Raw genomic sequence first — 20,834 nt, forward strand, 5'->3', positions numbered from 1 at the left:
GATGCCCGCGCTACCCGGCGTAAGCTTTTTCCAATTTGACATCTGGATAGCAGGAGACCCCGTCGGTCGTCACAAGCTCTCTGAATTTAGAAAGCAAATGTTTTGTTACTTTTCCAGGCTTTCCATCGGCAATTTTACGGCTGTCCACATCAACGACAGCAATGACTTCGACGGCTGTGCCGGTAAGGAACACTTCATCAGCCACATATACATCGTGGCGGGTGAACGGCTTTTCCTCTAACGTATATCCATGCTCTTTTGCCAGATCAATGATGGCGTTCCGGGTGATGCCTTCCAATGCGCCCAGATAAACAGGAGGTGTATAAATCGTGCCTTTTTTTACGATGAAGATATTATCGGCAGAGCCTTCTGTTACGTACCCCTGATCATTAAGCATCAGTGCCTCATCCACACCTGCCTGATTGGCTTCCGTTTTTACGAGGATGTTATTTAAATAGTTTAAAGATTTTACCTGCGGGCTCAGTACATCGGGACGGTTTCGCCTGCTGGCTACTGAACCGACGCGAAGCCCTTTATCATATAATTCCTTTGGAAACATATTAAGTTCTTCAGCGATCACAACCACTTGTGGTTTTGAGCAGTGTGAAGGGTCGAGACCGAGGTTACCGGGACCTCTGGATACAACAACGCGGATATAGGCGCTGTCCAGCTCGTTCTTTTGAACGGTGCCGACAATAATCGCTGCCATCTCCTCCATTGAATAAGGTACGTTCAACATGATCGACTGGGCTGAATCGTATAAACGATTCAAGTGTTCTTCAAGTTTGAAGATGTTTCCGCTGTAAACGCGAATTCCTTCGAACACCCCGTCGCCATATAAAAATCCATGATCATAAACTGATACTGTTGCTTCTTCCTTCTTTACAAATCTGCCACTGAGAAATATCCATTGACTGCTCATGTAAACCACTCCTTTCTTTCATGGTGAGACGCTTTACTTTAATAAAAAGCAAGGTTGTAAAAAGACCGTTCCTGCTGCTTGGAAAAATGTCAGGAAAAGTCTGTTTATTGCGTCTTTTGAAATAACAAAGCTAATAATACGCCCGTTCGAAAGGAAGGTCAACACTAAAAAAAAATTATTCAGAACATTTTTATTAAACTGATTTTATCTAAGCGCTTACACGCTTGCAGCAAGCCGGATTGAGCCGTTTATAAAAAATGATGTAAACTCTGCCCCTTAATGGTGAATCGTTGGAGAGCTTCCAGTACTTTCATTCTTTAAGGAAATATGGAGTTCAGCCTGATCGTTTACAGAAGCGAAAAAGATGTTTTCAGTACCGGTAATTCCGTGTTTTTCCAACTCTTTTGATAGCCAGTTACGGGGAATTTCCAGATTATCCAGCACGGAAGGGTACACAATCCCCTCAATAATTAACGGATACGATATGCTTGAATGCAACTTTGATATATTCATATCCTCATTTGTGACAGGATGCTTGGCCGGTTTTTTAAACACGCTGACAGCCCCGTTTGCTTCTACAATAGCTGTATCAACTTCACTAAGGTCAAATACCCCTTTTTCCCTGAGCATTTGAAGAATGTTATCGATGGAAAAACGGATTTTTTTTAGGTTTTTCGGGATAAACTTGCCGTCTTTTACAACGATTAAAGGCTCAAAGGTGGCAAAGCGCCCGATCTTGCGGTTCTTTATTTTCCATGATGAAACAAGCCGTTGCAAAATGCCGATAGCAACAATTGCGATTGCTGTAGGAAGATGTTTAATATTCGGGTCGGCAATATCAGCTCCTACTACAGCGCCAAGGGTTATAATGATCAGGAAATCAAATACCGGAAGTTCACCTATTGCTCTTCGTCCCATGAACAGTGTGATGAGAAGGAGAAGAGGAAGGATCGTGATGATTCTGCCGAGGACCAGGAAAATTTCGCTTACCGTTTCCATGTAGCTCACCTCTTTCTAAAAAGCTAACATTACTGTTCGTTATTATGGGTAAATTATGCAGTATATGATGCTTTTGTGGGGAGGCAGAGCTTTGTTTAAACCAATAGACGAGAAATTTTTTCATAAACCAACGATTGATCTGGCAAAAGAATTACTGGGAAAGATCCTTGTGAAAAACACGGAGGAGGGAGTCAGTGCCGGCAGAATTGTAGAAACAGAAGCTTATTTAGGACCTGATGACAGGGCGGCTCACAGCTTTGGAGGAAAGAGAACGAAGCGGACAGAAGCCATGTTTCACGGGCCGGGTACAGTGTATACATATGTGATGCACACTCACTGCCTTGTAAATGTAGTAAGCGGAGGCGAGGGTGAGCCGGAAGCGGTTCTCATCCGGGCGGTTGAGCCTGTAGAGGGTCTCGGTCTTATGTATAGGCGCAGAGGGGAAAACAAACGGCTGTATGACCTTACAAGCGGCCCCGGAAAGCTTACAAAAGCCCTGGGAATAACGCCGGAGGACTATGGTCGGCAGTTTTACGGCCATCCGTTATTCATTTCAGAGGGCGATGGAGATACGTTTGATATCTCCACAGGTCCGAGAGTGGGCATTGATAACAGCGGGGAAGCAAGGGACTACCCGTGGCGGTTCTGGATAAAGGATAATCCGTTTGTGTCGAAGCCGAGAAAAGAAGTGAAGGTCATAAAGGGCTTTATCAGCAGCTAAAGGGCAGGTGTCTATTCATTCATTTTCTATTTAAAGGTCATTTTGAATTATACGTGCTGAATTGTGCGGAATGAGCGGGTACAGATCCTTTAAATAACACTTGTCATAAAAAAACGAACAGGCTGTCAGGCCTCTTCGTCTTTTACAATCTCTTTTACCCTTCCGACCTGGCCGTCCTGAAGGCGGACCTTAATTCCGTGTGGGTGGCTTGGTGACTTTGTAAGAATATCTTTAACGATCCCGGAAGTGAGTGTGCCGGTACGCTGATCTTTCTTCAGTACAATTTTCACACTTGCCCCCGGCCTAATGTCTTTGCGGTTTTGTCCGTTCATATAAGTGAAGACTCCTTTAAAACGTAGTGTGCTTTATTTTATCATGAATCAATCAAACCCGATACGTTGGTTTCTGTTATAATACACTGATGGATAATGAGTAAATGCGAGTAGAACTTAGGAGGAAAACAGATTGAAAGGCTTTTTACATTTAGGAATAAAAGAAGAAACGAACAAGGTTTTAGAAACCCTTGGAATTATAGAACCAACACCGATACAGGAGCAGGCAATTCCCGTGCTTCGATCAGGAGAAAACGTGGTGGCCCAGTCTCAGACAGGTACGGGGAAAACACTGGCATTTGTTCTGCCAATGCTTGAAAAAATCGATACGGGAGCCAGCCATACCCAGGGGCTGATCCTTGCTCCGACGAGAGAATTGGCTCTACAGATAACAAAAGAAGTGTCCAAGCTTACAGAAAGCGAGCCCGAGGTGAAGATACTGGCTGTTTACGGGGGACAGGATATCGAGAAACAGCTTCATAAATTAAATAAAGGTACCCATATAATTATTGCTACACCAGGAAGACTTCTTGACCATCTGCGAAGAGGCACAATCCGTCTTGATAAAGTGGACATGCTGGTCCTTGATGAAGCGGATCAGATGCTTCACATGGGCTTTTTAAATGAAGTGGAAGAGATCATCGCCAAGACGCCTGTTACGCGCCAGATGACGCTCTTTTCGGCAACCATGCCAAAGGAAATCAGGGATCTTACAAAGCGCTATATGAAAAAGTCCACGTTTATTAAAGTTGCAGCAACACGAATTACCGTTGAGGAAATTGACCAGCTCGTGGTTGAAACAACAGACAGGGCAAAGCAGGCAGCACTCCGGGGACTGCTGGATGAACACCAGCCGTTCCTTGCAATCTTGTTCTGCCGGACTAAGCGCCGTGCTTCTGCACTGAATGAGGCTCTTCAGGAGCGGGGTTACAATTCGGACGAGCTTCATGGTGATTTGTCCCAGGCCAAGCGAGAAAAGGTAATGAAAAGCTTTCGTGACATGAAGATTCAATTCCTTGTTGCGACTGATGTAGCTGCGAGAGGGCTTGATGTGGAAGGCGTTACCCATGTTTATAATTACGACATTCCCCATGACGTGGAAAGCTACGTGCACCGGATCGGTCGTACAGGCCGCGCCGGAAATGACGGACTGGCTGTGACTCTCGTGGCACCAAAAGATAGAATGCACCTTGATTTAATTGAAAAAGGAATTGGCTTCAGCATCCGAAAAGTGCAATCTGAGGCCACAGCGGATCAAAATCACGACAGCGGTCCATCGCGGGGTGGTGACCGTAGTAAAAGCAGAAATTCCTGGCAGGACCGGAACCGGAAAGGGTCTAAGCCGAAGCAGAGAAACGGAAGGGAAGGCCGAGGCGGACGTCAGGGATCGAGGCGGGGACGGTAAAGGAGCCGGCTGGACTCAGGTGTTTGTCGAAAAGAAGTGACAGGGGTGCCAAAACCTACCTTTGACTTTGTCCCAAAAATAGACGATGATGAAGCTATATTTTACAGCGCGTGTAAAGGAGGTGAATGCAGATGTTTCTTGAGCATTATCATGATCTGGTGCCGATTCTGATTTCGATCAGTATACTCGTGGCGCTTGCCGGGGCCCAGTGGGTCAACTATTTGTCCCATGACTGCATGGTTCGGAACCGCCATATGGCGAACAGCAGGATCCGCTCGCTTCAACGGGCGCGTTTAGACGACGATGAAGCAGTGGAGAGTAAAGAAGAACGCCAAAGCTTTATTACCAGGATTGTAAAAAGAAAAGAAGCACCGGAAGATGATGCGGATTATTTTTCCTTCTCGTTGGAAATGATGAATGAAAGCGAGGAGGATAAATATGGAGAAAACATCTGCATCACTTAGGAAGTATCAGCTTTTGATTGTTTTTGGTTTATTACTCGTTACTTTAGCGGGCTGTGGAGCTTCCACAGAGCCCATCAATGCGGAAACGACAGGGGTTTTTAACCACTACGTCGTATGGCCGTTTTCGTTTTTAATTAAATTCTTTGCAGGAATGTTTGCAGGAAATTACGGGCTGTCCCTTGTGTTCATGACCTTCCTGATCCGTCTGGCACTTATGCCGCTCATGATGAAGCAGTATAAAGGTCAACGCACAACAAGGGAAAAAATGGCGCACATTCAGCCGGCTATGAAAGAGATACAGGAAAAATACAAGGACCGGAAGAATCCGGAGAACCAGAAGAAGCTTCAGCAGGAGATGATGGCTCTTTACAAGGAGCATAATTTTAACCCGATCACATCCATGGGGTGTCTGCCGATGCTGATTCAATTCCCGATTATGATTGGTTTTTACTATGCGATCATGCGGACACCGGAAATTGCTCAGCACAGCTTTCTATGGTTCAATCTTGGACAAACAGATATGATTCTCCCTTTTATTGCAGGGGGGGTCTACTTGATTCAATTCAGAGTTTCCATGTCCGGCATGGATGATCAGCAGCAAAAACAAATGGCGATGCTCGGCTATGTTACACCGATCATTATGGGAGTCTTTTCGTTCAACGTAGCGGCAGCTCTCCCCCTTTACTGGTCCGTAAGCGGTCTGCTGCTTATTTTCCAGACACTGCTCTTTAAAACGATGTACAACAGTAAAAAGCAGACAGCGGAAACAACAACGGTATAGACTGAAGAGGCTCTCCATACGGAGGGCTTCTCTTTTTTGTGGCGGAGTTTTTTTATGGTGAACTTTCGGGGATTTATGGAGAATTTTAGTGACTTTATGCAGACTTTCAGATCGTTTATGCAGAACTTCGAAGGGTTTGTAAAGAGTTTGCAGTGATATAAAGAGAATAGGTCAATTTTCGACATATTTTTAAAAACGGGTTTTTAAAATCCATATAAAGGGTATTAAATCAAAAGATTTAAAGAAAATTGTTGGTCTGGAGGTAAGGGGAATGTGGGATGTTAAGATTGTTGATACAAAAAATCACATTATTTATCTAAAATGGGCAGGTCTTGTCAAACCGCGTGAAGTAGGGGAGGCAAATAATAAGCTGGCTGAATGTATCGATCAGCTGGGATCACGCTTCGATATGGTGGTAGACATGGCTGAGCTGAAAGTGTGGACACCTGAAACGCAGCAGGAAATCGTTAAGCACCAGCAGTGGCTGATTGGAGCTGGCCTTGGAAAGGCAGCTGTAGTGGTAAACGGTGCCATTGCAAAAATGCAGCTTAAACGGACGGCGAAAGAATCGAGCCACAGTAATGAGCATCACTTTACAAGCTATGAGGATGCGATGGCATTTCTGCAAAAAGAAGCGGTAGTATAGAAGGCTCTCCTTTGGGGGTCTTTTTTGTGTTGCCTGTAGCTTTCGGCAGGGGGAGACCCCGGAGTGCGGTGATCATAATTCAACATTTGAGTTTAACAGAGCCTTGAAGAAAAACCCATTCCCGTATTTGTTTTCATCCTCTTTTCGTGAAAGAATAGAAGCATAATGGTTAAAGAAATGAGGATGAACAAATGACAGAAGTGACATTGAAAGTAAAACAGAAGTTTTCCCATAAATTTAAACAAGGACAGCCGCTTATTTTTAAGGAAGCGATCACCAACCTGGACAGTCTGAAGGAAGAGGGAACAATTGTATCCCTTGAAGATGAAAGAGGAGGCTTTCTGGGGCGCGGTTATTACGGGCGGCAGAATAAAGGCTACGGCTGGATGCTGACGCAGAAACAGAAGGAGCAGATCGACCAGGAATTTTTTGAGCGGAAGTTTGCAAAAGCCTGGAGTAAGCGAAAGTCTTTTTTCAACAACCCGGATACGACTGCTTTCCGCCTTGTGAATGGGGAAGGTGACGGGCTTGGGGGTCTGACAATTGATTACTTCGACGGTTTTCTTCTTCTCAATTGGTACAGCGAGGGGATTTATTCCTTTAAAGATGAAGTGATTGAAGCTCTTGAAAGAACAGTGGACTTTAAGGGTATTTATGAGAAGAAACGGTTTAACACGGGCGGAAAATATATTGATGACGATGATTTTGTTACAGGGGAACGTGGTGAATTTCCTTTGATTATAAAGGAGAACGGCATACAGTTCGCTGTTTATTTAAACGAAGGGGCAATGGTCGGGGTCTTTTTGGATCAAAGAGACGTTCGGCGGACGATTCGTGATCACTATTCAGAAGGCAAAACCGTGCTTAACACATTTTCCTACACAGGTGCTTTTTCCGTGGCAGCGGCCTTGGGGGGAGCGAGAGAAACGACGAGCGTGGATTTAGCCAACCGGAGTTATGAAAAGACGGTGGAGCAGTTTGCCATTAACGGTATTGATTACGAAGCGCAAAAGATCGTCGTCCAGGACGTGTTTGATTACTTCAATTACGCAGTAAAAAAAGGGCTGTCTTTTGATACGGTTGTTCTCGATCCTCCAAGCTTTGCCCGTTCAAAAAAGAAAACGTTCAGTGCGGAAAAGGACTACAAGGATTTGTTAAAGCAATCCATTGCCATTACTGAAAAAGATGGTGTCATTGTAGCATCAACGAATGCGGGGAAGGTACCGATGGCCAGGTTTAAAGGGTTTATTGATCAAGCGTTTAAAGAAACCGGACATAAGTACGCCATCCTGGAAGAATTCACATTACCCCATGACTTTGCTGTTGATCCGAAGTTTCCTCAAGGCAACTACCTGAAAGTGGTGTTCGTCAGGAAGAGGTAGATATAAAGTTGGAAGCTGTTCTTTATATCGTATTTATAATGTAAAATAAGCCCCTAAGGTAGCTTTACTTACATGAACCGAAGCTATGCCCCCGATAAAAAAGAGTGCCGGACGTAATGACCGGCACTCTTTTTTATACTGTTATGTGCGAAATTTCTGACGGCGAACCCAGAGAGTGGATGCCCACTTTTCGCCGGAAATGACCGGTGAACCTGCGTGGAGGGTGAGTGCATTGATTTTAGGGTCGTTGTAGAAGTATTCAAAGTACAAAGCAGTTCCACGTTTTGGCGGAATGGAAATACCAAGCTTCGGGAATAGTGTTTCCCCGCCTTCTTCCACGTTATTTAAGTACACAACCATTGTGGCAATCCGGTTGTTGACATCAGGTTTGGTAAAGGAGTCCATATGAGCTTTATATTCCTCACCAGGCCGGTAATGCAGAATGTGCAGGTTCTCGGCGTGGGAGAGGGGCATGCCTATTATGGCGCAAAGGCGGTTCTCTACCTCGGAAACAACGTGTGAATGGTGATTATCAAGAAACGCGCCACGGCTCGTGCGCATAGCGTGTTCTTGTTTATCGGTGCCAACTTTGGACCGCTTCAGTTCTCCGCGGCTCAATTCGATGATGGCGTTGCACTCCTCATCATCGAGGACGTTTTCAAAAACAGCGACAACAGGTTCTTCTGAAAGTCGTTTCAGGTTCATTTGGCGTCCGTTCACTTCCAGTGAACCTCCGGAATAAGAAAACATCGACTGCTCTTTAATTTGATTCAACCAGGTTCCTCCTTAACGGATATGAATCCGTTTTCTTTAGTGTAGCAGAACCGGTGATTAAAAGGCTTTTTAATTTGGTGAATCAAGTGTCTTTAAGGTGAACTTTCAAGGACCGACTTCATGTAACAAAGGCTGAATTAAAAAAAGCTGTACCGGAGAAAACCGGCACAGCTTTTTATGATCGTTTAAATAGATGGTGGTCCGTCTGTTGGATCGTTGGAATCACGCTGAATTTTTCTTTCAAAACGGTCCAGGTTACGTTTGGCAAAGTCACGTCCGCCGATACCAAAGGAGATGGCAAATGCGATGCTTAGACCGCCAAGAATGAGCAGGAAGCCGATGTTGACGATGGTTGTAGCGAATCCGAGCTGATCAAGAGCCATAAACACTGCGAAGATGATGACAATGTACTTTACAAGTGCAGCTGAGAACGGACTGTTGGTGTAGCGTCTGATCACGCCTTGCAGCAGTGTTCCCCCAGCGATTGCAAGCCCCAGAATAAGTAAAGCACTGACAACCATAGGCAGGTAAAGAATAACGGCATTACCGATCTGATTGAGTACGTAAAGCTGAAGGACATTTAAGGCCTCAACTGTAAAGAAGACAATAATCAGTACTTTAACAACTTGTCCAATGATGTTGGCAAGGTCAAAGCGTTTGCTGTCTCCGCGTTCAATACCGATGAAATCATAAACCGTGTTAATTCCTGTACGCTGCAGGAGGCTGATAAGCAGATCTGAGATGAACTTAGCAAGGTAGTAACCTGCAATCACAAGAATAATTGCCACAAAAATATTTGGAATCATCGTGAGTACAGTGTTCAGCACTGATGTAATGGGCTCTGAAATAGTCTGAATGTTTAATGTTTCAAGAGCCACAGTTACGATTGGGATCATGATGACAACGAACACAATGTTGGAGAGAATTTTAGCAAGTGTGAGCTTGTTCTGTGCAGCCGGCTTTTCACCAGGGGCTGCAGGTGCAGCGGAATCAGCCGGTGCGGCAGTTCTGGTTTGGGTATGACCGAGGCGGTTAAACCAGTGATCAATATTTAAACTCAATAAAAGGTTGTGAACAAGATTTCGTACGAGCCTTGCAATATAGAAACCGATAACGAGGATCACGACAGCGGCAAAGATATTAGGAAGGAAGGCAAGGAACTGCTCGACCATATTTGTAATTGGCTGTGCCACTGACTGCATGTTCAATGCATCCAGGATACTCGGGAGGAAGAGGATGAAAATGAGGAAAAAGAATACATTTCCGATGGACCTTAAGACGTCTCTTCCCTGTTCTTCGGATGTTACGACGCGTGATTTAACCAAACCGCGCGGGGCACCGAGTTTACCGAATCCTTTAACGATAACACCTCGTACCAGGCTCGCTACTATGTATGCGAGTAATAATAAGAGCAGTGCAACAATGACATTTGGGATCGCCTGAACCAGCGAGGCCAGTGCAGATTCAAAACTGTTCGATACATTATTCAATACAATCACTCCTAATGCAGAATATAGACCAATATCCTGTAAATGGAGTATCTAAACAAGAATTAATCACTTTTTCATGGTTTTGGTTAATGTTGGTACCAACGGCCCTCCTTATACCACAATTTCACACAAAATTGTGCGGGGACAGACCCCGTTCGAAGGCGGTGATTGCTTCCTGTATATATTCAAGAAGGGGAGGGGCAATTGGGTAAAGATTCAGACGGGCTGATTTTTCCGGTGATTTACGTATTTTCCAGAATTCCTGTTGTTTTTGTTCATCTCCTTCAAACAGTTCGGCAGATTTATCAATGATCATTTTGCACAGCTTTTGAAGGGATGGGTCGTCGTAAGGGGTTTGGCTTTTAAAATGACTGTTGAACGCCTGGAGAATTCCCACCCACTCCCGGCTGATATCATCCTTACCTCCCAGTGCCGGGAGATGGCTTAGCATATCAACATATTCAGCCCTGTGTTTTTCAGCAGTGGAGCTTTCGGAAATAAGTGAAAACAGAATGTCCCAGTCCAGTTTCTGCTCTATTGCAATGATGTTCTTTAAGCTGGTAAGCTGCTGTTTCATTTCCCGGATTCTGGCTTCCTCACGTTCGAGCTGACTCAGCTGTTCTTCAACAGCCTGTTCAGGGTTTTTCAGGTCCAGCAACTGCCCGATTTGCTTTAATGAGAAACCGAGATCTTTCCAGACGGCAATCTGCTGGAGAATAAACAGCTTATCCTCTCCGTAAAGCCTGTGCCCATGCTCATTTTTCATGCTTGGAGGAAGCAGGCCGATCTCTTCGTAATGATGCAATGTGCGAACAGACAGACCTGTCTTTTTGGCTACTTCACTTACTTTAAACAAAAATAACACCCCGCGGATAAAGTTATTGTTGCCCCTGACGTAACGTGAGGGACTATGATTAACAGGTATTCAAGAAAACTCTGGAAAAACCTTTTTGGAGGGTGTAATGGACACAATTATTCACTATCAATGGGAGTTGTTTATTGCTACAGAAGTCATTGCCGTCTTGTCAGTTGCTGCATTTGTTGTGTTTCGCTATGTGGCAGGATCACCGAGGTATGCCAGGATCAGCCTGTATGTTTTTGTAGCAGCAAATTTGTTTGATGTAGTCGTGGCTTTTCTTGTGTATCGCCACACAGGAGAGTTATCCATGTTCCAAGTCGTCATTTTTATATTTGTGATGTACGCCATCACGTTTGGCAGAAGTGATTTTAAAAAACTCGACTTTTGGCTGCGGACGCAGATTGATCGTTTTGCAAGGACAGATCTTGTGACCTCCGAAGAGCGGGAAGCCTATGAGGAAAAGAGGTACGGTAAGGCTCAGGTTCATCGGACGCTGAAAGAGTGGGCAATGCATGGTGGACTGTTCGTCACAGTCCAAGCGGTGTTTTTTCTAGTGTTTCCGAGCTCTTCTGTGACCGTGGCAGAAACATTGACTCAGGAAGGAATATCCAGGTGGATGGATGCACCGGAAAGTTATGGGCTGTTCAGTGAAGCGGCGATTAACCAGGTTGCTCTGGTATGGGGAATCATTCTTATCGTCGATACAGTCATTACCCTCAGTTATGTGGTCTTTCCTGAAAAAAGCAAATAAGGTACCTGGACACCATCCCTTCAAGGGAGGTGTTTTTTATTGGCTTTTTATTAAAGTTAAAGAGCATTGTTGAGTTATTAAAAATGTTGATTGCGGCGAATGTGCGACACTCCTGCGGGAGCAACGAGCGGTTTCACCACGAATCAGCTGCGAGTTGCTTCGACGCTTAAAGCTGAGAAGCATTACTGGCAGAGGAAGAAGCAGGCATAACCACCTGCAGGCTCACCGGCTCCCCCGCGTAGAGTGCATTGAGCGTAAGCGTAAATCAACACCTGACTTTAACAGAGCCTTCTATTAAAAGTTTTTTCTGAACAAGCGGAAGCTTTCTCTACACAAAATGAAATTCCTTCTACATAACAGCTCATACTCACTTTCTTATTCCTGACTGTCCATCCCATAATTTCACACAAAATTGTGCGGGGACAGACCCCGGTGTTATACTTGGTGTATGCGTTTTCAAAGTGCGTGAGAATAAGAGAGAAGGGTGATTGGTATGGGGAAAACGAAACATCAGGGACCGATGAAGCTGCCGAAGACACCGGATCCGAAGCATTGGGTAAGCATGGTTCCCTTTGGACTTGGGAAAGTAAAGCCAAAGCATATCCGTGATACGGCCAAGGTTGTCTGGGATAACAAGGATAACCTGCCTTACGCGACGCGGATTTTAACCCAGGGAGTGTGTGACGGATGCGCTCTCGGTGTGGCTGGTTTATATGACCAGACCCTGTCCGGACCTCACATCTGTACGACCAGGCTTAACGTTCTGCGCTTAAACACGATGCCGGCCATTAAAGACGATATTTTGTTTCAGGATATAGATGAATTAAAGAAAATGAACAGTTCCGAATTGAGACAGCTGGGTCGTATCCCTTATCCCCTTTCAAGAAAACCGGGGGAAAAGAAGTTTACGAGAATCAGCTGGGATGAGGCTCTCGACCGTGTAGCCGGAAAAATTAAAACGATTAACCCGAAACAGCTGGCGTTTTTTCTGACTGCACGGGGGATTACGAATGAATCGTATTATGCAGCCGGAAAAGTCGCCCGTTTTCTAGGGACGAACAACATTGACAATGCTTCCCGGATCTGTCATTCCCCGAGTAAAACAGCCCTCAAACGTTCCCTCGGGATCGGGGCATCGAGCTGTAATTACCAGGACTGGATCGGGACGGACGTTCTTGTATTCTGGGGATCGGTCGCATCCAATAACCAGCCGGTATCAACAAAATACATGTACGCGGCAAAACGAAAAGGGACAAAAATCATTATGATTAACCCGTACCGGGAGCCGTCAATGGATCAGTACTGGATCCCGTCGATCCCGGACAGTGCTTTGTTCGGTACAAAGCTTGCCGATGACGTTTATCAGGTTAATATCGGCGGGGATATCGCCTTTATGAACGGCGTAATGAAGCATTGGTTTGAGATGGAGCAGAAAAACCCCGGCTCAGCCATTGACCGCAGGTTTATTAATGAACACACGAATGGATTCAACGACCTTAAAGGCCATGTGGAAAAACAGGACTGGAGTGTCCTCGAGAAATCTTCAGGCCTTACAAAAGAACGCATGCTTGAGTTTGCACAGCTTTTAGCCAAATCAAAAAGCGGGGTCTTTGTCTGGTCTATGGGTCTTACCCAGCACCGCTTTGGTACCGACAACATTTCCCAGGTGGCGAACCTTGCCATGCTCAGGGGGTTTCTCGGACGGAAGCATTGCGGAGTCATGCCGATACGGGGTCACTCCGGGGTACAGGGGTCCGGTGAGATGGGGGCTGATCCATTTGTCCTTCCCGGCGGAGACTTTGACGAAAAAAACCGGAAGCGCGTCCAGAAGCTATGGCGGTTTGAAATACCGGACTGGCAGGGGGATATCGTAGGCGTTACTCTCGAAAACGCTGTTCTTCCTGAAGATCACGAACGAAAACTCAAAGTCTTTTATACGTCAGGGGGCAATTTCCTGGAGACGATGCCCGACCCTGCCTTTGTGGAGAAGTGCCTCCAAAACGTTGACATTCGTATTCACCAGGATATCATTTTAAACACCTCAACTCTCGTCGATGCAAAAGAGGAGGTCATCGTTCTTCCTGCAGCCACACGCTATGAACAGGCAGGCGGCGGAACGTCGACATCAACGGAGCGAATGGTTTATTTTTCTCCTGAAATTAAAGGGCACCGCATTGAAGAAGCCCGCTCTGAGTGGGAAATTTACGTGGACCTTGCTAAACGGGTCAAGCCATATAAAAGTGAACTTATTGATTTTAAAAACGCCCAGGAGATCAGAAACGAAATTGCAAAATCCCACCCGATGTACGACGGAATTCAGCACCTTCATAAAAAAGGGGATGTGTTTCAGTGGGGGGGAGCATGGCTTTTGGAGGGAGGCGTGTGTCCGACGGAGGATGGAAGAGGAAACCTGCTTCCGATCGTTCTTCCCGAACTTCGAAAGCCGGAAGGACATTTCTATGTGACGACCCGACGTGGAAAGCAGTTTAATTCCATGATCTACAGTGAAAAAGACCCCAACAACAACGCCGGCAGATATGATATTCTCCTTCATGCCAAGGACTGTGAAGAGCTGGGAATCAAAGAAGGGGAAGCGATCGTGGCCTACAACAAATACGGTGTTTATCACGGGCGTGCAAAAGTAGATGATACAAAACAAGGCAACATCCAGGTTTACTGGCCGGAGGGGAATGTGCTGATTCCAAAAGGGGTATATGAACAATACGCTGGTATACCGGAATACAATACGGCTGTAGTCGTGGAAAAGGCTGAAACCTTTCATGCGAAAAAGGATACGAAATACGTAGAACGACGCATTGAAGAGCTGGAAACTGAACTGAGCTGAAAAGGAGCGTAACCGATTATGGGCGAGATCATGCACGAGCGGGCGATCGTAAAATATGAAAATGGCAGACTGGTAAACCTCCGTGATACGATAGCAACAGAAACAGCTCTTACAGTACGTGTTAACAACGAGGAGTTTGCCACGATGGTCTGTACCCCTTCCCATATGGAGGAACTCGTCACAGGCTTTCTCGCTTCTGAAGGGCTCATCCGTTTACCTGAGGACATTGAGTCTCTCACCGTAGACACAGGCAAAGGCTATGCTTATGTGACCCTTAAAAATAAAAAAATCTCCTCCGCTGATTTTGTGACGAAAAGGGTGATCGGCTCGTGCTGCGGAAAGAGCCGCCAGTTTTATTTTCACAACGACGTACAAACAGCAAAAACCGTTACGACAAAAACAACAATAACTCCGGAGCAGGTTATCAGCCTGATGAAAAAAATGCAGGAAGGTTCGTCAGACTTTCAAAAAACCGGAGGCCTTCACAATACCGCTTTATGTACGACGGAAGATATTCTGCTTTCCCGTTCAGACATCGGCCGGCATAACGCCCTGGACAAGATCTACGGTCACTGTCTTGCCAACCGGATAACCTTAAAAGACAAAGTCATTGCCTTCAGCGGACGGATTTCTTCGGAAGTGCTCCTCAAAGTGTCAAAGATCGGAGCAGGTATTCTCATTTCGAAATCAGCCCCGACGTCACTTGCCATTGATCTTGCAGAGGATCTCGGCATCACGGCAGTCGGGTTTGTCAGGGGCGGGCGGTTCAATGTTTATTCACACCCTGAGCGAATTGAAGGGTAAGAGTAAGACTGAAAATAAAACCAGGGAGACTTTCTGCGAAGGTTGCAGTTGAACGAAATACGCTTCCTTTCCCCGGACTGGGGCTTTCGCAGGAGTGACGCATCAACTACGCACATGCGTTGAAAGTCAGAGGAGAAAGATAAGCTTGCAGAAACCGGCAGCATGCCAATTATCATGCGACTTGGTGCGAATTTAAATATCATGGGTGAGTGTGTTAAAGGTCATTGTTGTTTTATAAAAAAGTGTTGATTTGAGCGATTGCGCGACACTCCTGCGGGAGGAGCGAGTTCCCGGGAAACCCCACAGCGCGAAGCACGAGGAGTCTCCCGAACCGCCCGCGAAAGGGAGCTCAAAGGAGCGGAAATCAACACTAACAGAGGTTAATCATTAAGGGAAAGGAGTGTTCCTCATGCAAAAACGATCAAAAGTATACGACTCCTTGTTTCGGCCATTGAAAGATTTAAGAATTTCAGTAACCGATCAGTGCAACTTCAGGTGTTCATACTGCATGCCGGCAGACGTGTTCGGACCGGACTTTCCCTTTCTGAAAATAGACGAGCTTCTTTCTTTTGAAGAGATTACAAGACTTGCAGCCCAGTTTGCAAAGATGGGTGTTGAAAAAATCCGTATTACCGGAGGAGAACCCCTCCTGAGGAAAGATCTCCACTTCCTCGTAAAAGAGCTTAAAAGAATCGAAGGAATCAACGATATTGCCTTAACAACAAACGGTGTTTTTTTAACAAAGCAGGCAGAAAAGCTCAAAGAAGCAGGGCTTGACCGGATTAACGTAAGTCTTGATGCCATTGAAGACCGTGTCTTTAAACAGATGAACGGGAGAAATGTCCCGGTGGCGCCGGTGCTGAAAGGAATCCGTCATGCACAGGAGGCGGGGCTTCCGGTTAAAGTGAATATGGTTGTAAAAAAAGAGGCAAACGAATCACAGATTATCCCCATGGCCCGCTTTTTTAAAGGGACCGGAGTGATTGTGCGGTTTATCGAATTTATGGATGTAGGCAATACAAACGGCTGGGACTACAGCAGTGTGGTATCCAAAAAAGAAATCATCCGCAAGCTGTGCGAGTCTTACCCGGTAGAACCTGTTAAAGCGAACTACTACGGAGAAGTAGCAGACCGCTTCCGTTACATGGACGGTGACGGGGAAGTCGGTGTAATCTCCTCTGTGTCGGACTCCTTCTGCTCCAGCTGTACAAGAGCAAGATTAAGTGCAGACGGAAAGCTGTTTACTTGTTTATTTGCCCAAAAAGGAACAGATCTTCGTGAAAAACTCAGGTCCGAGGGTGATGATGAAGCCCTTTATTCCTTTCTCTCAGATGTGTGGAAACACCGGCATGACCGCTATTCAGATGAGCGTACCAAAGCATCTGTAAAAGAAAGACAGGCCGGACCGAAGATTGAAATGTCCTATATTGGCGGGTAACCTTGACGATTGAAATGTCAATCGGTATACTCGAAATTAATGTTGGAGAAAATTTCATAAAGCTGTTGTTTAAGCAGGAGACGACAGGTCAAACCTGTTTAACAACGCGTAATCTTCTTATTAAGAGAGGTGGAGGGACTGGCCCTTGGAAGCCTCGGCAGCGGATTGAACTTCAATACCGTGCTAAATCCTGCTGGCTGCTCAGTGCAGACCGGAAAATAAGAAGGGGAACATGGATTAAACCCCTCTTCTTACCTTACGTTGGAAGAGGGGTTTCTTTTTCCCTGAAACAAGGAGGAAGGGATTGTGAGTAAGAACGCAGAGGAATACCTTGAAAGCCGCCGCCAGGAATTGATTGAAAAACTACTTAACAAAGGTGTATTTAAAATAGGCGGCCATCAGCTGTATCACCTGACACTTCGCGAGCTTGAAGCTGAATATGCCCATGTGGCGACCCGTCATCAGGAAGTATGAAGAGGGCGTGAAAACGCCTGAAAAAAAGAACCTCAAAGGCTTCTGCCTCCGGGGTTCTTTGCTTTACTCATTTATTTCGATGCTTTGTGCTATCTGGAGGAACTCGGCTATGAGAGCGTCCGTTTCTTTTTCCAGTTCGTAATTAAATGTGAAGATGATCCGACGGTCTTTTTCCACTCTTACCAGCGTATGAAAGGCCGTATCAGTGTTTAGAAACTGGTTCGGCACGGGGAGGTCGTTTCCTTCTATGTATCCGGACGTGACGAGGTAATAATCAAAGGTTTCGGCAAGGGGAGGGTAGTCTTCCAGCTCTACGTCAACAACGTCGAGCTTTTGGGCTGATTTCTCCTGCTCTTTTTCCATATGCTTTTCCTTTTCTGTTTCAAGGTCGAAATCCTCCAGGTAATCTTCTGCCGTTGCCTCATTTACGCTGAGAAAGGAGGAGTGATGGCCTGATCCCAGGATCAGCATAGCGTTATCCTCATTAAAGTTATGTGGGAGAAAAGAAGGGACAAGCACCGTGAGGCCGAATTCCGCTTCTCTCTCCTCAAGATTAAAATCAAATTGATCTATGGTCTCCTGATCAATCAGAGTATAGGCGGGAGCTTCCTGTAGGGTTTCGCTTTCTTCTGCAATCTCCTTTGCAGTGTCCTGATCGTGCTCTTCGACTGCAGCGGTTTCCTCATTCTCTTCGTTTTCTTTAATTTCCTCCAGCTCTTCAATCTCATCTGCCGTATTTTCTTCAGAGGGTTCTTCGTCTATTGGTTCATCCTGTTCATTCTCTGTTTCGTGAACTTCTTCCACATCTTCATCTTCTGCAACATCGGATGGCTCCTTTTCGTCATGGATCCCGTCATTCGGTTCGTTTACATTCTCTCCTGCCGACTCTGATTCTGTGCCGGAACAGGCAGTGAGTACTGCTGCGCTAAGCAATCCTGTAGTTACTAATGCTGTACTTCGTTTCATTGTTTTTCTCTCCCAGCGGTTAAATAAAGGCTGTTTTGGATAGTTTGTTGCTTTTCCTGCAAAAGGTAATGAAGGCGGAGTGCCCGAGATTCCTGCGGTTGTGAGGGCCAGGCAAGACCTCACAGAGCTTAAGCTTGAGGAGTTGCCGGCACCACCGCGAAAAGCAAAGGGTGCAGGTTTGTTCTGCTTTACTGTGATAAAGAGAAAAGACTGAAAGCAACAAACTTTATGTGAACAGCGTAAATGGTAAAAGTGGTGCACCGTAAATTTTACGTGAAAAGGCGCAGATGCCAATAGCAATAGAGGAAAAAATGACCTATAGGCTAGCAAAAAAATACCCAATCCCATCTTTATAACGATAAATCTTCTATAATTTGCAAGTCGGAAATTTCGAAATTTTAAGTAGCCTGGTGGACAAATCTCTAGTAGAATGAGTAATTGGAAGTGTATGCGCTTACATTTTGGCTGCTCTGCGAAAAATTGGAGGGATTACAAATGGGAAAAACAGATTACGAGAAGTATATCCGGACAGATGAACTTTTAAATTTACAAGTCTCAGAGGATACTGCAAGCTGTGACGAAGAATTAACCTTTCAAGTTATTCATCAGATTTCCGAGCTTCACTTTAAACTGATTATCCAATACATTCATCAGGCTGACAGTCACATGGGAAAAGCGGAACTTACAAAGGCAACAGAGAAATTGCAGAGGGTCACGATGCATTTGGAGCATCTGCCTCCTGTTTTTGATATGGTCAAGGTTATCAGTCCGAGGGATTACCATACAATTCGCCTTGCTCTTGGAAGAGGGAGTGGACAGGACTCCCCCGGCTTCAATGAAATTCTGAAACTGGGCCCGACTCTCTGGGAGCCGTTTAAAGCATTACTTGAGGCGGAGTCCGTCAGTGTGGTTGACCTCCACGAAAATGCAAAAGACCGTTTTGAGCTGTTTCAGCTCATGCAGGGGCTTACCCGTTTTGACGAATGCTTTCAGTCGTTCAGACATCAGCACATCCAGCTTGTACGCCGGATGATCGGATTAAATACAAAGAGCCTGAAAGGAGTACCGGCGCAGATGCTTGAAAGAGGGGCGAAATTTGAATTTTACCCTGAACTCTGGCAGGCCATCAGTGACCTTACTGACCTTACAGGCTCGAGCTATAACCCACGCCCTCTTGGAGAAAAGAAAGGCTGACTGGATTAAGAAGAATGTGTCTCAAAAGGTCCAGGCAGATTGGAATGTCTCCGCACGCTGCTGGCCTGACAGGGGGAAATCCACTCCTGCCGGGCTTTCTTAAAGAGGAAAGCGGCTCCACTCATTACTTCGAGGTTGACTTAAAAGGGAATAAACGACCTTTTGAGTCAACCTCTTTTTTACATTGTTTTCCATGTTATAATAATGCTGAATAGTCTGAAAAAATAACGAGTGTGGAGGAAATTTCCGTTGAAAAAGAGGTTGTCTTTAATCGTAACAGTGATGATTATTATTGTTTTAACAGGATGCGGCTTAGGAGCAGAAGAAAGTGGAGAGGCACAGGAAGAAACAGACTTCAATGAAAGTGACGACAGCATCGTTATTGCAGAAGGATATCGCAACATTCAGCCGAAGAGGGAGCGTGATCTTGGTATGTACAGAAAAGAAGAGACTCTCACAATAGAAGAGGAGCTGGAACAACCAGCCGACAGGGCAGAAGAGCCGGTGGAAGATGAGAAACCACAGACGAAAGAGGTTGCACAGGCAGAAGATGAGGTTCCGGCGGAAACAGCTCCTGAACAGCAGGAGGTCACAGACGCCAGTGGAACGTACTACATAACTGCTCCTTCCATCAATGTGAGGTCAGGAGGGGGAACAAGCTACGGCGTGATCGGACAGATAAAACAGAATGAACCTGTAAAAGTCGACGGCAAGACATCAAATGGCTGGTTCAGGTTTGAGTTTCAGGGTCAGGAAGGGTTTGTAAGCGGGAGTTTCCTGGGAGAGGAGAAGGTGGAAGTGAAGGCAGCTGTGAGTTCCCCGGGCAGCACATCTTCACCGGCAGCCTCATCAACTTCAGAGAGTAGTGAGGAGCAGGAGAAAGAGGAACCGTCCAGTTCATCAGAAGAAACCAAAACAGAAGAAAAGAAAGAGGAGCTGCCGGCTGTCGCCAGAACGAAAACAGCTTCCAATACAGATCAGATTCTCACTGTTGTGAGCACCGGTGGAGGAAGTGCGAAGGTGGAGTACTGGAAAAAGTCCGGAGGCACCTGGAACAAGGAGATGTCGACAAACGGATTTGTAGGAAGCAACGGTGTGAGTGCAAACAAGGTTGAGGGAGACCGGAAAGCACCGACTGGCGCTTACCGTTTAGGATTTGCCTTTGGAACCGAAAATCCCGGAACGAAGAAATCGTTCAGGCAGATTACAGACAACTCTTACTGGATTTCCAATGTGAATGATCCTGAATACAATACGTGGCAGGAGCGGGAATCTTCTCATGCCCACGACGAACACCTGATCAAATACAGGGATCAGTATAAGTACGCCATGGTAATCAACTACAATACGCATAATCCGGTAAGCGGTAAAGGGAGTGCGATATTCCTTCACATCTCAAACGGCACTCCGACCCTTGGCTGTGTGTCGGTTCCGGAAGCACAGATGAGAATGCTTATGCAGGAGCTGGGTGACAATGCCTATATTATTATTGCAGGCAGTGAGAGTGAACTGGCGGGTTACTAGTAATGAGTTTTATCTTGATTGCCGCTCATTGCACTTTCCGCGGGCAGTTCGGGAGCCTCCTCG

Annotated in this window: 20 protein-coding genes and 1 riboswitch; of the genes, 13 read left to right on the forward strand and 7 right to left on the reverse strand. The window is 45.8% G+C overall.

The features are described 5' to 3' along the window. Nucleotides 1–10: 10 nt before the first annotated feature. Both ilvE and JSY36_RS06800 read right to left on the reverse strand, forming a co-directional pair. On the reverse strand, nt 11–922 hold the full coding sequence (gene ilvE, locus JSY36_RS06795) for a branched-chain-amino-acid transaminase (protein WP_205165814.1): 912 nt from the start codon (nt 920–922) through the stop codon (nt 11–13). A 276-nt stretch (nt 923–1,198) separates the two neighbouring features. Then, entirely contained in the window at nt 1,199–1,921 is a 723-nt protein-coding gene (locus JSY36_RS06800; protein WP_205165815.1) for a DUF421 domain-containing protein, read from the reverse strand. Nucleotides 1,922–1,988: 67 nt separating this feature from the next. Here JSY36_RS06800 and JSY36_RS06805 point away from each other — a divergent pair, with 67 nt between their 5' ends. Further along, nucleotides 1,989–2,642, forward strand: coding sequence for a DNA-3-methyladenine glycosylase (locus JSY36_RS06805; protein ID WP_122900145.1), 654 nt, complete (start codon nt 1,989–1,991; stop codon nt 2,640–2,642). A 125-nt stretch (nt 2,643–2,767) separates the two neighbouring features. On the opposite strand, the gene JSY36_RS06810 is transcribed toward JSY36_RS06805, so the two are convergent. Continuing rightward, complete coding sequence (locus JSY36_RS06810) at nt 2,768–2,974, reverse strand: YwbE family protein (protein WP_122899840.1); 207 nt, start codon at nt 2,972–2,974, stop codon at nt 2,768–2,770. A 133-nt stretch (nt 2,975–3,107) separates the two neighbouring features. Between JSY36_RS06810 and JSY36_RS06815 the strand changes: the two genes are divergently transcribed. The 5 genes from JSY36_RS06815 to JSY36_RS06835 all read left to right on the forward strand — a co-directional run bounded on the left by JSY36_RS06815 (nt 3,108) and on the right by JSY36_RS06835 (nt 7,652). Next, nucleotides 3,108–4,379: a DEAD/DEAH box helicase gene (locus JSY36_RS06815; protein ID WP_205165816.1), complete on the forward strand. Its 1,272-nt coding sequence runs from the start codon at nt 3,108–3,110 to the stop codon at nt 4,377–4,379. Nucleotides 4,380–4,510: 131 nt separating this feature from the next. Further along, nucleotides 4,511–4,843, forward strand: a complete 333-nt coding sequence (locus JSY36_RS06820) for a hypothetical protein (RefSeq protein WP_122899836.1) — start codon at nt 4,511–4,513, stop codon at nt 4,841–4,843. Next, the gene (gene yidC / locus JSY36_RS06825; RefSeq protein ID WP_122899834.1) at nt 4,818–5,624 is read left to right on the forward strand and encodes a membrane protein insertase YidC; all 807 of its coding nucleotides are present in this window, start codon (nt 4,818–4,820) and stop codon (nt 5,622–5,624) included. Before JSY36_RS06820 ends, yidC begins: the two co-directional genes overlap by 26 nt. A gap of 271 nt (nt 5,625–5,895) precedes the next feature. Then, nucleotides 5,896–6,270 (forward strand): hypothetical protein, encoded by a 375-nt coding sequence (locus tag JSY36_RS06830; protein ID WP_122899831.1) that lies wholly within the window; start codon nt 5,896–5,898, stop codon nt 6,268–6,270. Between the two features lie 191 nt (nt 6,271–6,461). Continuing rightward, on the forward strand, nt 6,462–7,652 hold the full coding sequence (locus tag JSY36_RS06835; RefSeq protein ID WP_205165817.1) for a class I SAM-dependent rRNA methyltransferase: 1,191 nt from the start codon (nt 6,462–6,464) through the stop codon (nt 7,650–7,652). Nucleotides 7,653–7,793: 141 nt separating this feature from the next. On the opposite strand, the gene JSY36_RS06840 is transcribed toward JSY36_RS06835, so the two are convergent. The 3 genes from JSY36_RS06840 to JSY36_RS06850 form a co-directional block, all read right to left on the reverse strand. Next, nucleotides 7,794–8,402 carry a 2OG-Fe(II) oxygenase gene (locus tag JSY36_RS06840; protein ID WP_205166062.1) on the reverse strand — a complete coding sequence of 203 codons (609 nt, stop codon included), beginning with the start codon at nt 8,400–8,402 and terminating at the stop codon, nt 7,794–7,796. Nucleotides 8,403–8,611: 209 nt separating this feature from the next. Then, complete coding sequence (locus JSY36_RS06845; protein WP_205165818.1) at nt 8,612–9,916, reverse strand: mechanosensitive ion channel; 1,305 nt, start codon at nt 9,914–9,916, stop codon at nt 8,612–8,614. A gap of 124 nt (nt 9,917–10,040) precedes the next feature. Next, entirely contained in the window at nt 10,041–10,772 is a 732-nt protein-coding gene (locus JSY36_RS06850) for a MerR family transcriptional regulator (protein WP_205165819.1), read from the reverse strand. 106 nt (nt 10,773–10,878) lie between these two features. On the opposite strand from JSY36_RS06850, the gene JSY36_RS06855 reads away from it, so the two are divergent. The 5 genes from JSY36_RS06855 to JSY36_RS06875 all read left to right on the forward strand — a co-directional run bounded on the left by JSY36_RS06855 (nt 10,879) and on the right by JSY36_RS06875 (nt 17,087). Continuing rightward, on the forward strand, nt 10,879–11,526 hold the full coding sequence (locus JSY36_RS06855) for a hypothetical protein (protein WP_205165820.1): 648 nt from the start codon (nt 10,879–10,881) through the stop codon (nt 11,524–11,526). Between the two features lie 493 nt (nt 11,527–12,019). Continuing rightward, entirely contained in the window at nt 12,020–14,371 is a 2,352-nt protein-coding gene (locus JSY36_RS06860) for an FdhF/YdeP family oxidoreductase (RefSeq protein ID WP_205165821.1), read from the forward strand. 18 nt (nt 14,372–14,389) lie between these two features. Next, nucleotides 14,390–15,175: a formate dehydrogenase accessory sulfurtransferase FdhD gene (gene fdhD, locus JSY36_RS06865; protein ID WP_205165822.1), complete on the forward strand. Its 786-nt coding sequence runs from the start codon at nt 14,390–14,392 to the stop codon at nt 15,173–15,175. A 409-nt stretch (nt 15,176–15,584) separates the two neighbouring features. Continuing rightward, nucleotides 15,585–16,613, forward strand: coding sequence for a GTP 3',8-cyclase MoaA (gene moaA, locus JSY36_RS06870; RefSeq protein WP_205165823.1), 1,029 nt, complete (start codon nt 15,585–15,587; stop codon nt 16,611–16,613). Between the two features lie 114 nt (nt 16,614–16,727). After that, nucleotides 16,728–16,838: riboswitch (SAM riboswitch) on the forward strand. A gap of 81 nt (nt 16,839–16,919) precedes the next feature. Further along, entirely contained in the window at nt 16,920–17,087 is a 168-nt protein-coding gene (locus JSY36_RS06875) for a Fur-regulated basic protein FbpA (protein WP_122899812.1), read from the forward strand. 63 nt (nt 17,088–17,150) lie between these two features. On the opposite strand, the gene JSY36_RS06880 is transcribed toward JSY36_RS06875, so the two are convergent. Further along, complete coding sequence (locus tag JSY36_RS06880; protein WP_122899810.1) at nt 17,151–18,053, reverse strand: hypothetical protein; 903 nt, start codon at nt 18,051–18,053, stop codon at nt 17,151–17,153. A 495-nt stretch (nt 18,054–18,548) separates the two neighbouring features. Between JSY36_RS06880 and JSY36_RS06885 the strand changes: the two genes are divergently transcribed. Together JSY36_RS06885 and JSY36_RS06890 are read left to right on the forward strand one after the other, a co-directional pair. Then, entirely contained in the window at nt 18,549–19,247 is a 699-nt protein-coding gene (locus tag JSY36_RS06885) for a tryptophan 2,3-dioxygenase family protein (protein WP_205165824.1), read from the forward strand. 249 nt (nt 19,248–19,496) lie between these two features. Continuing rightward, complete coding sequence (locus tag JSY36_RS06890) at nt 19,497–20,771, forward strand: SH3 domain-containing protein (RefSeq protein ID WP_205165825.1); 1,275 nt, start codon at nt 19,497–19,499, stop codon at nt 20,769–20,771. The last annotated feature ends 63 nt before the right edge of the window (nt 20,772–20,834 follow it).

The organism is Alteribacter salitolerans, from assembly GCF_016901055.1.
GTDB classification, from domain to species: Bacteria; Bacillota; Bacilli; order Bacillales; family Salisediminibacteriaceae; genus Alteribacter; species Alteribacter keqinensis.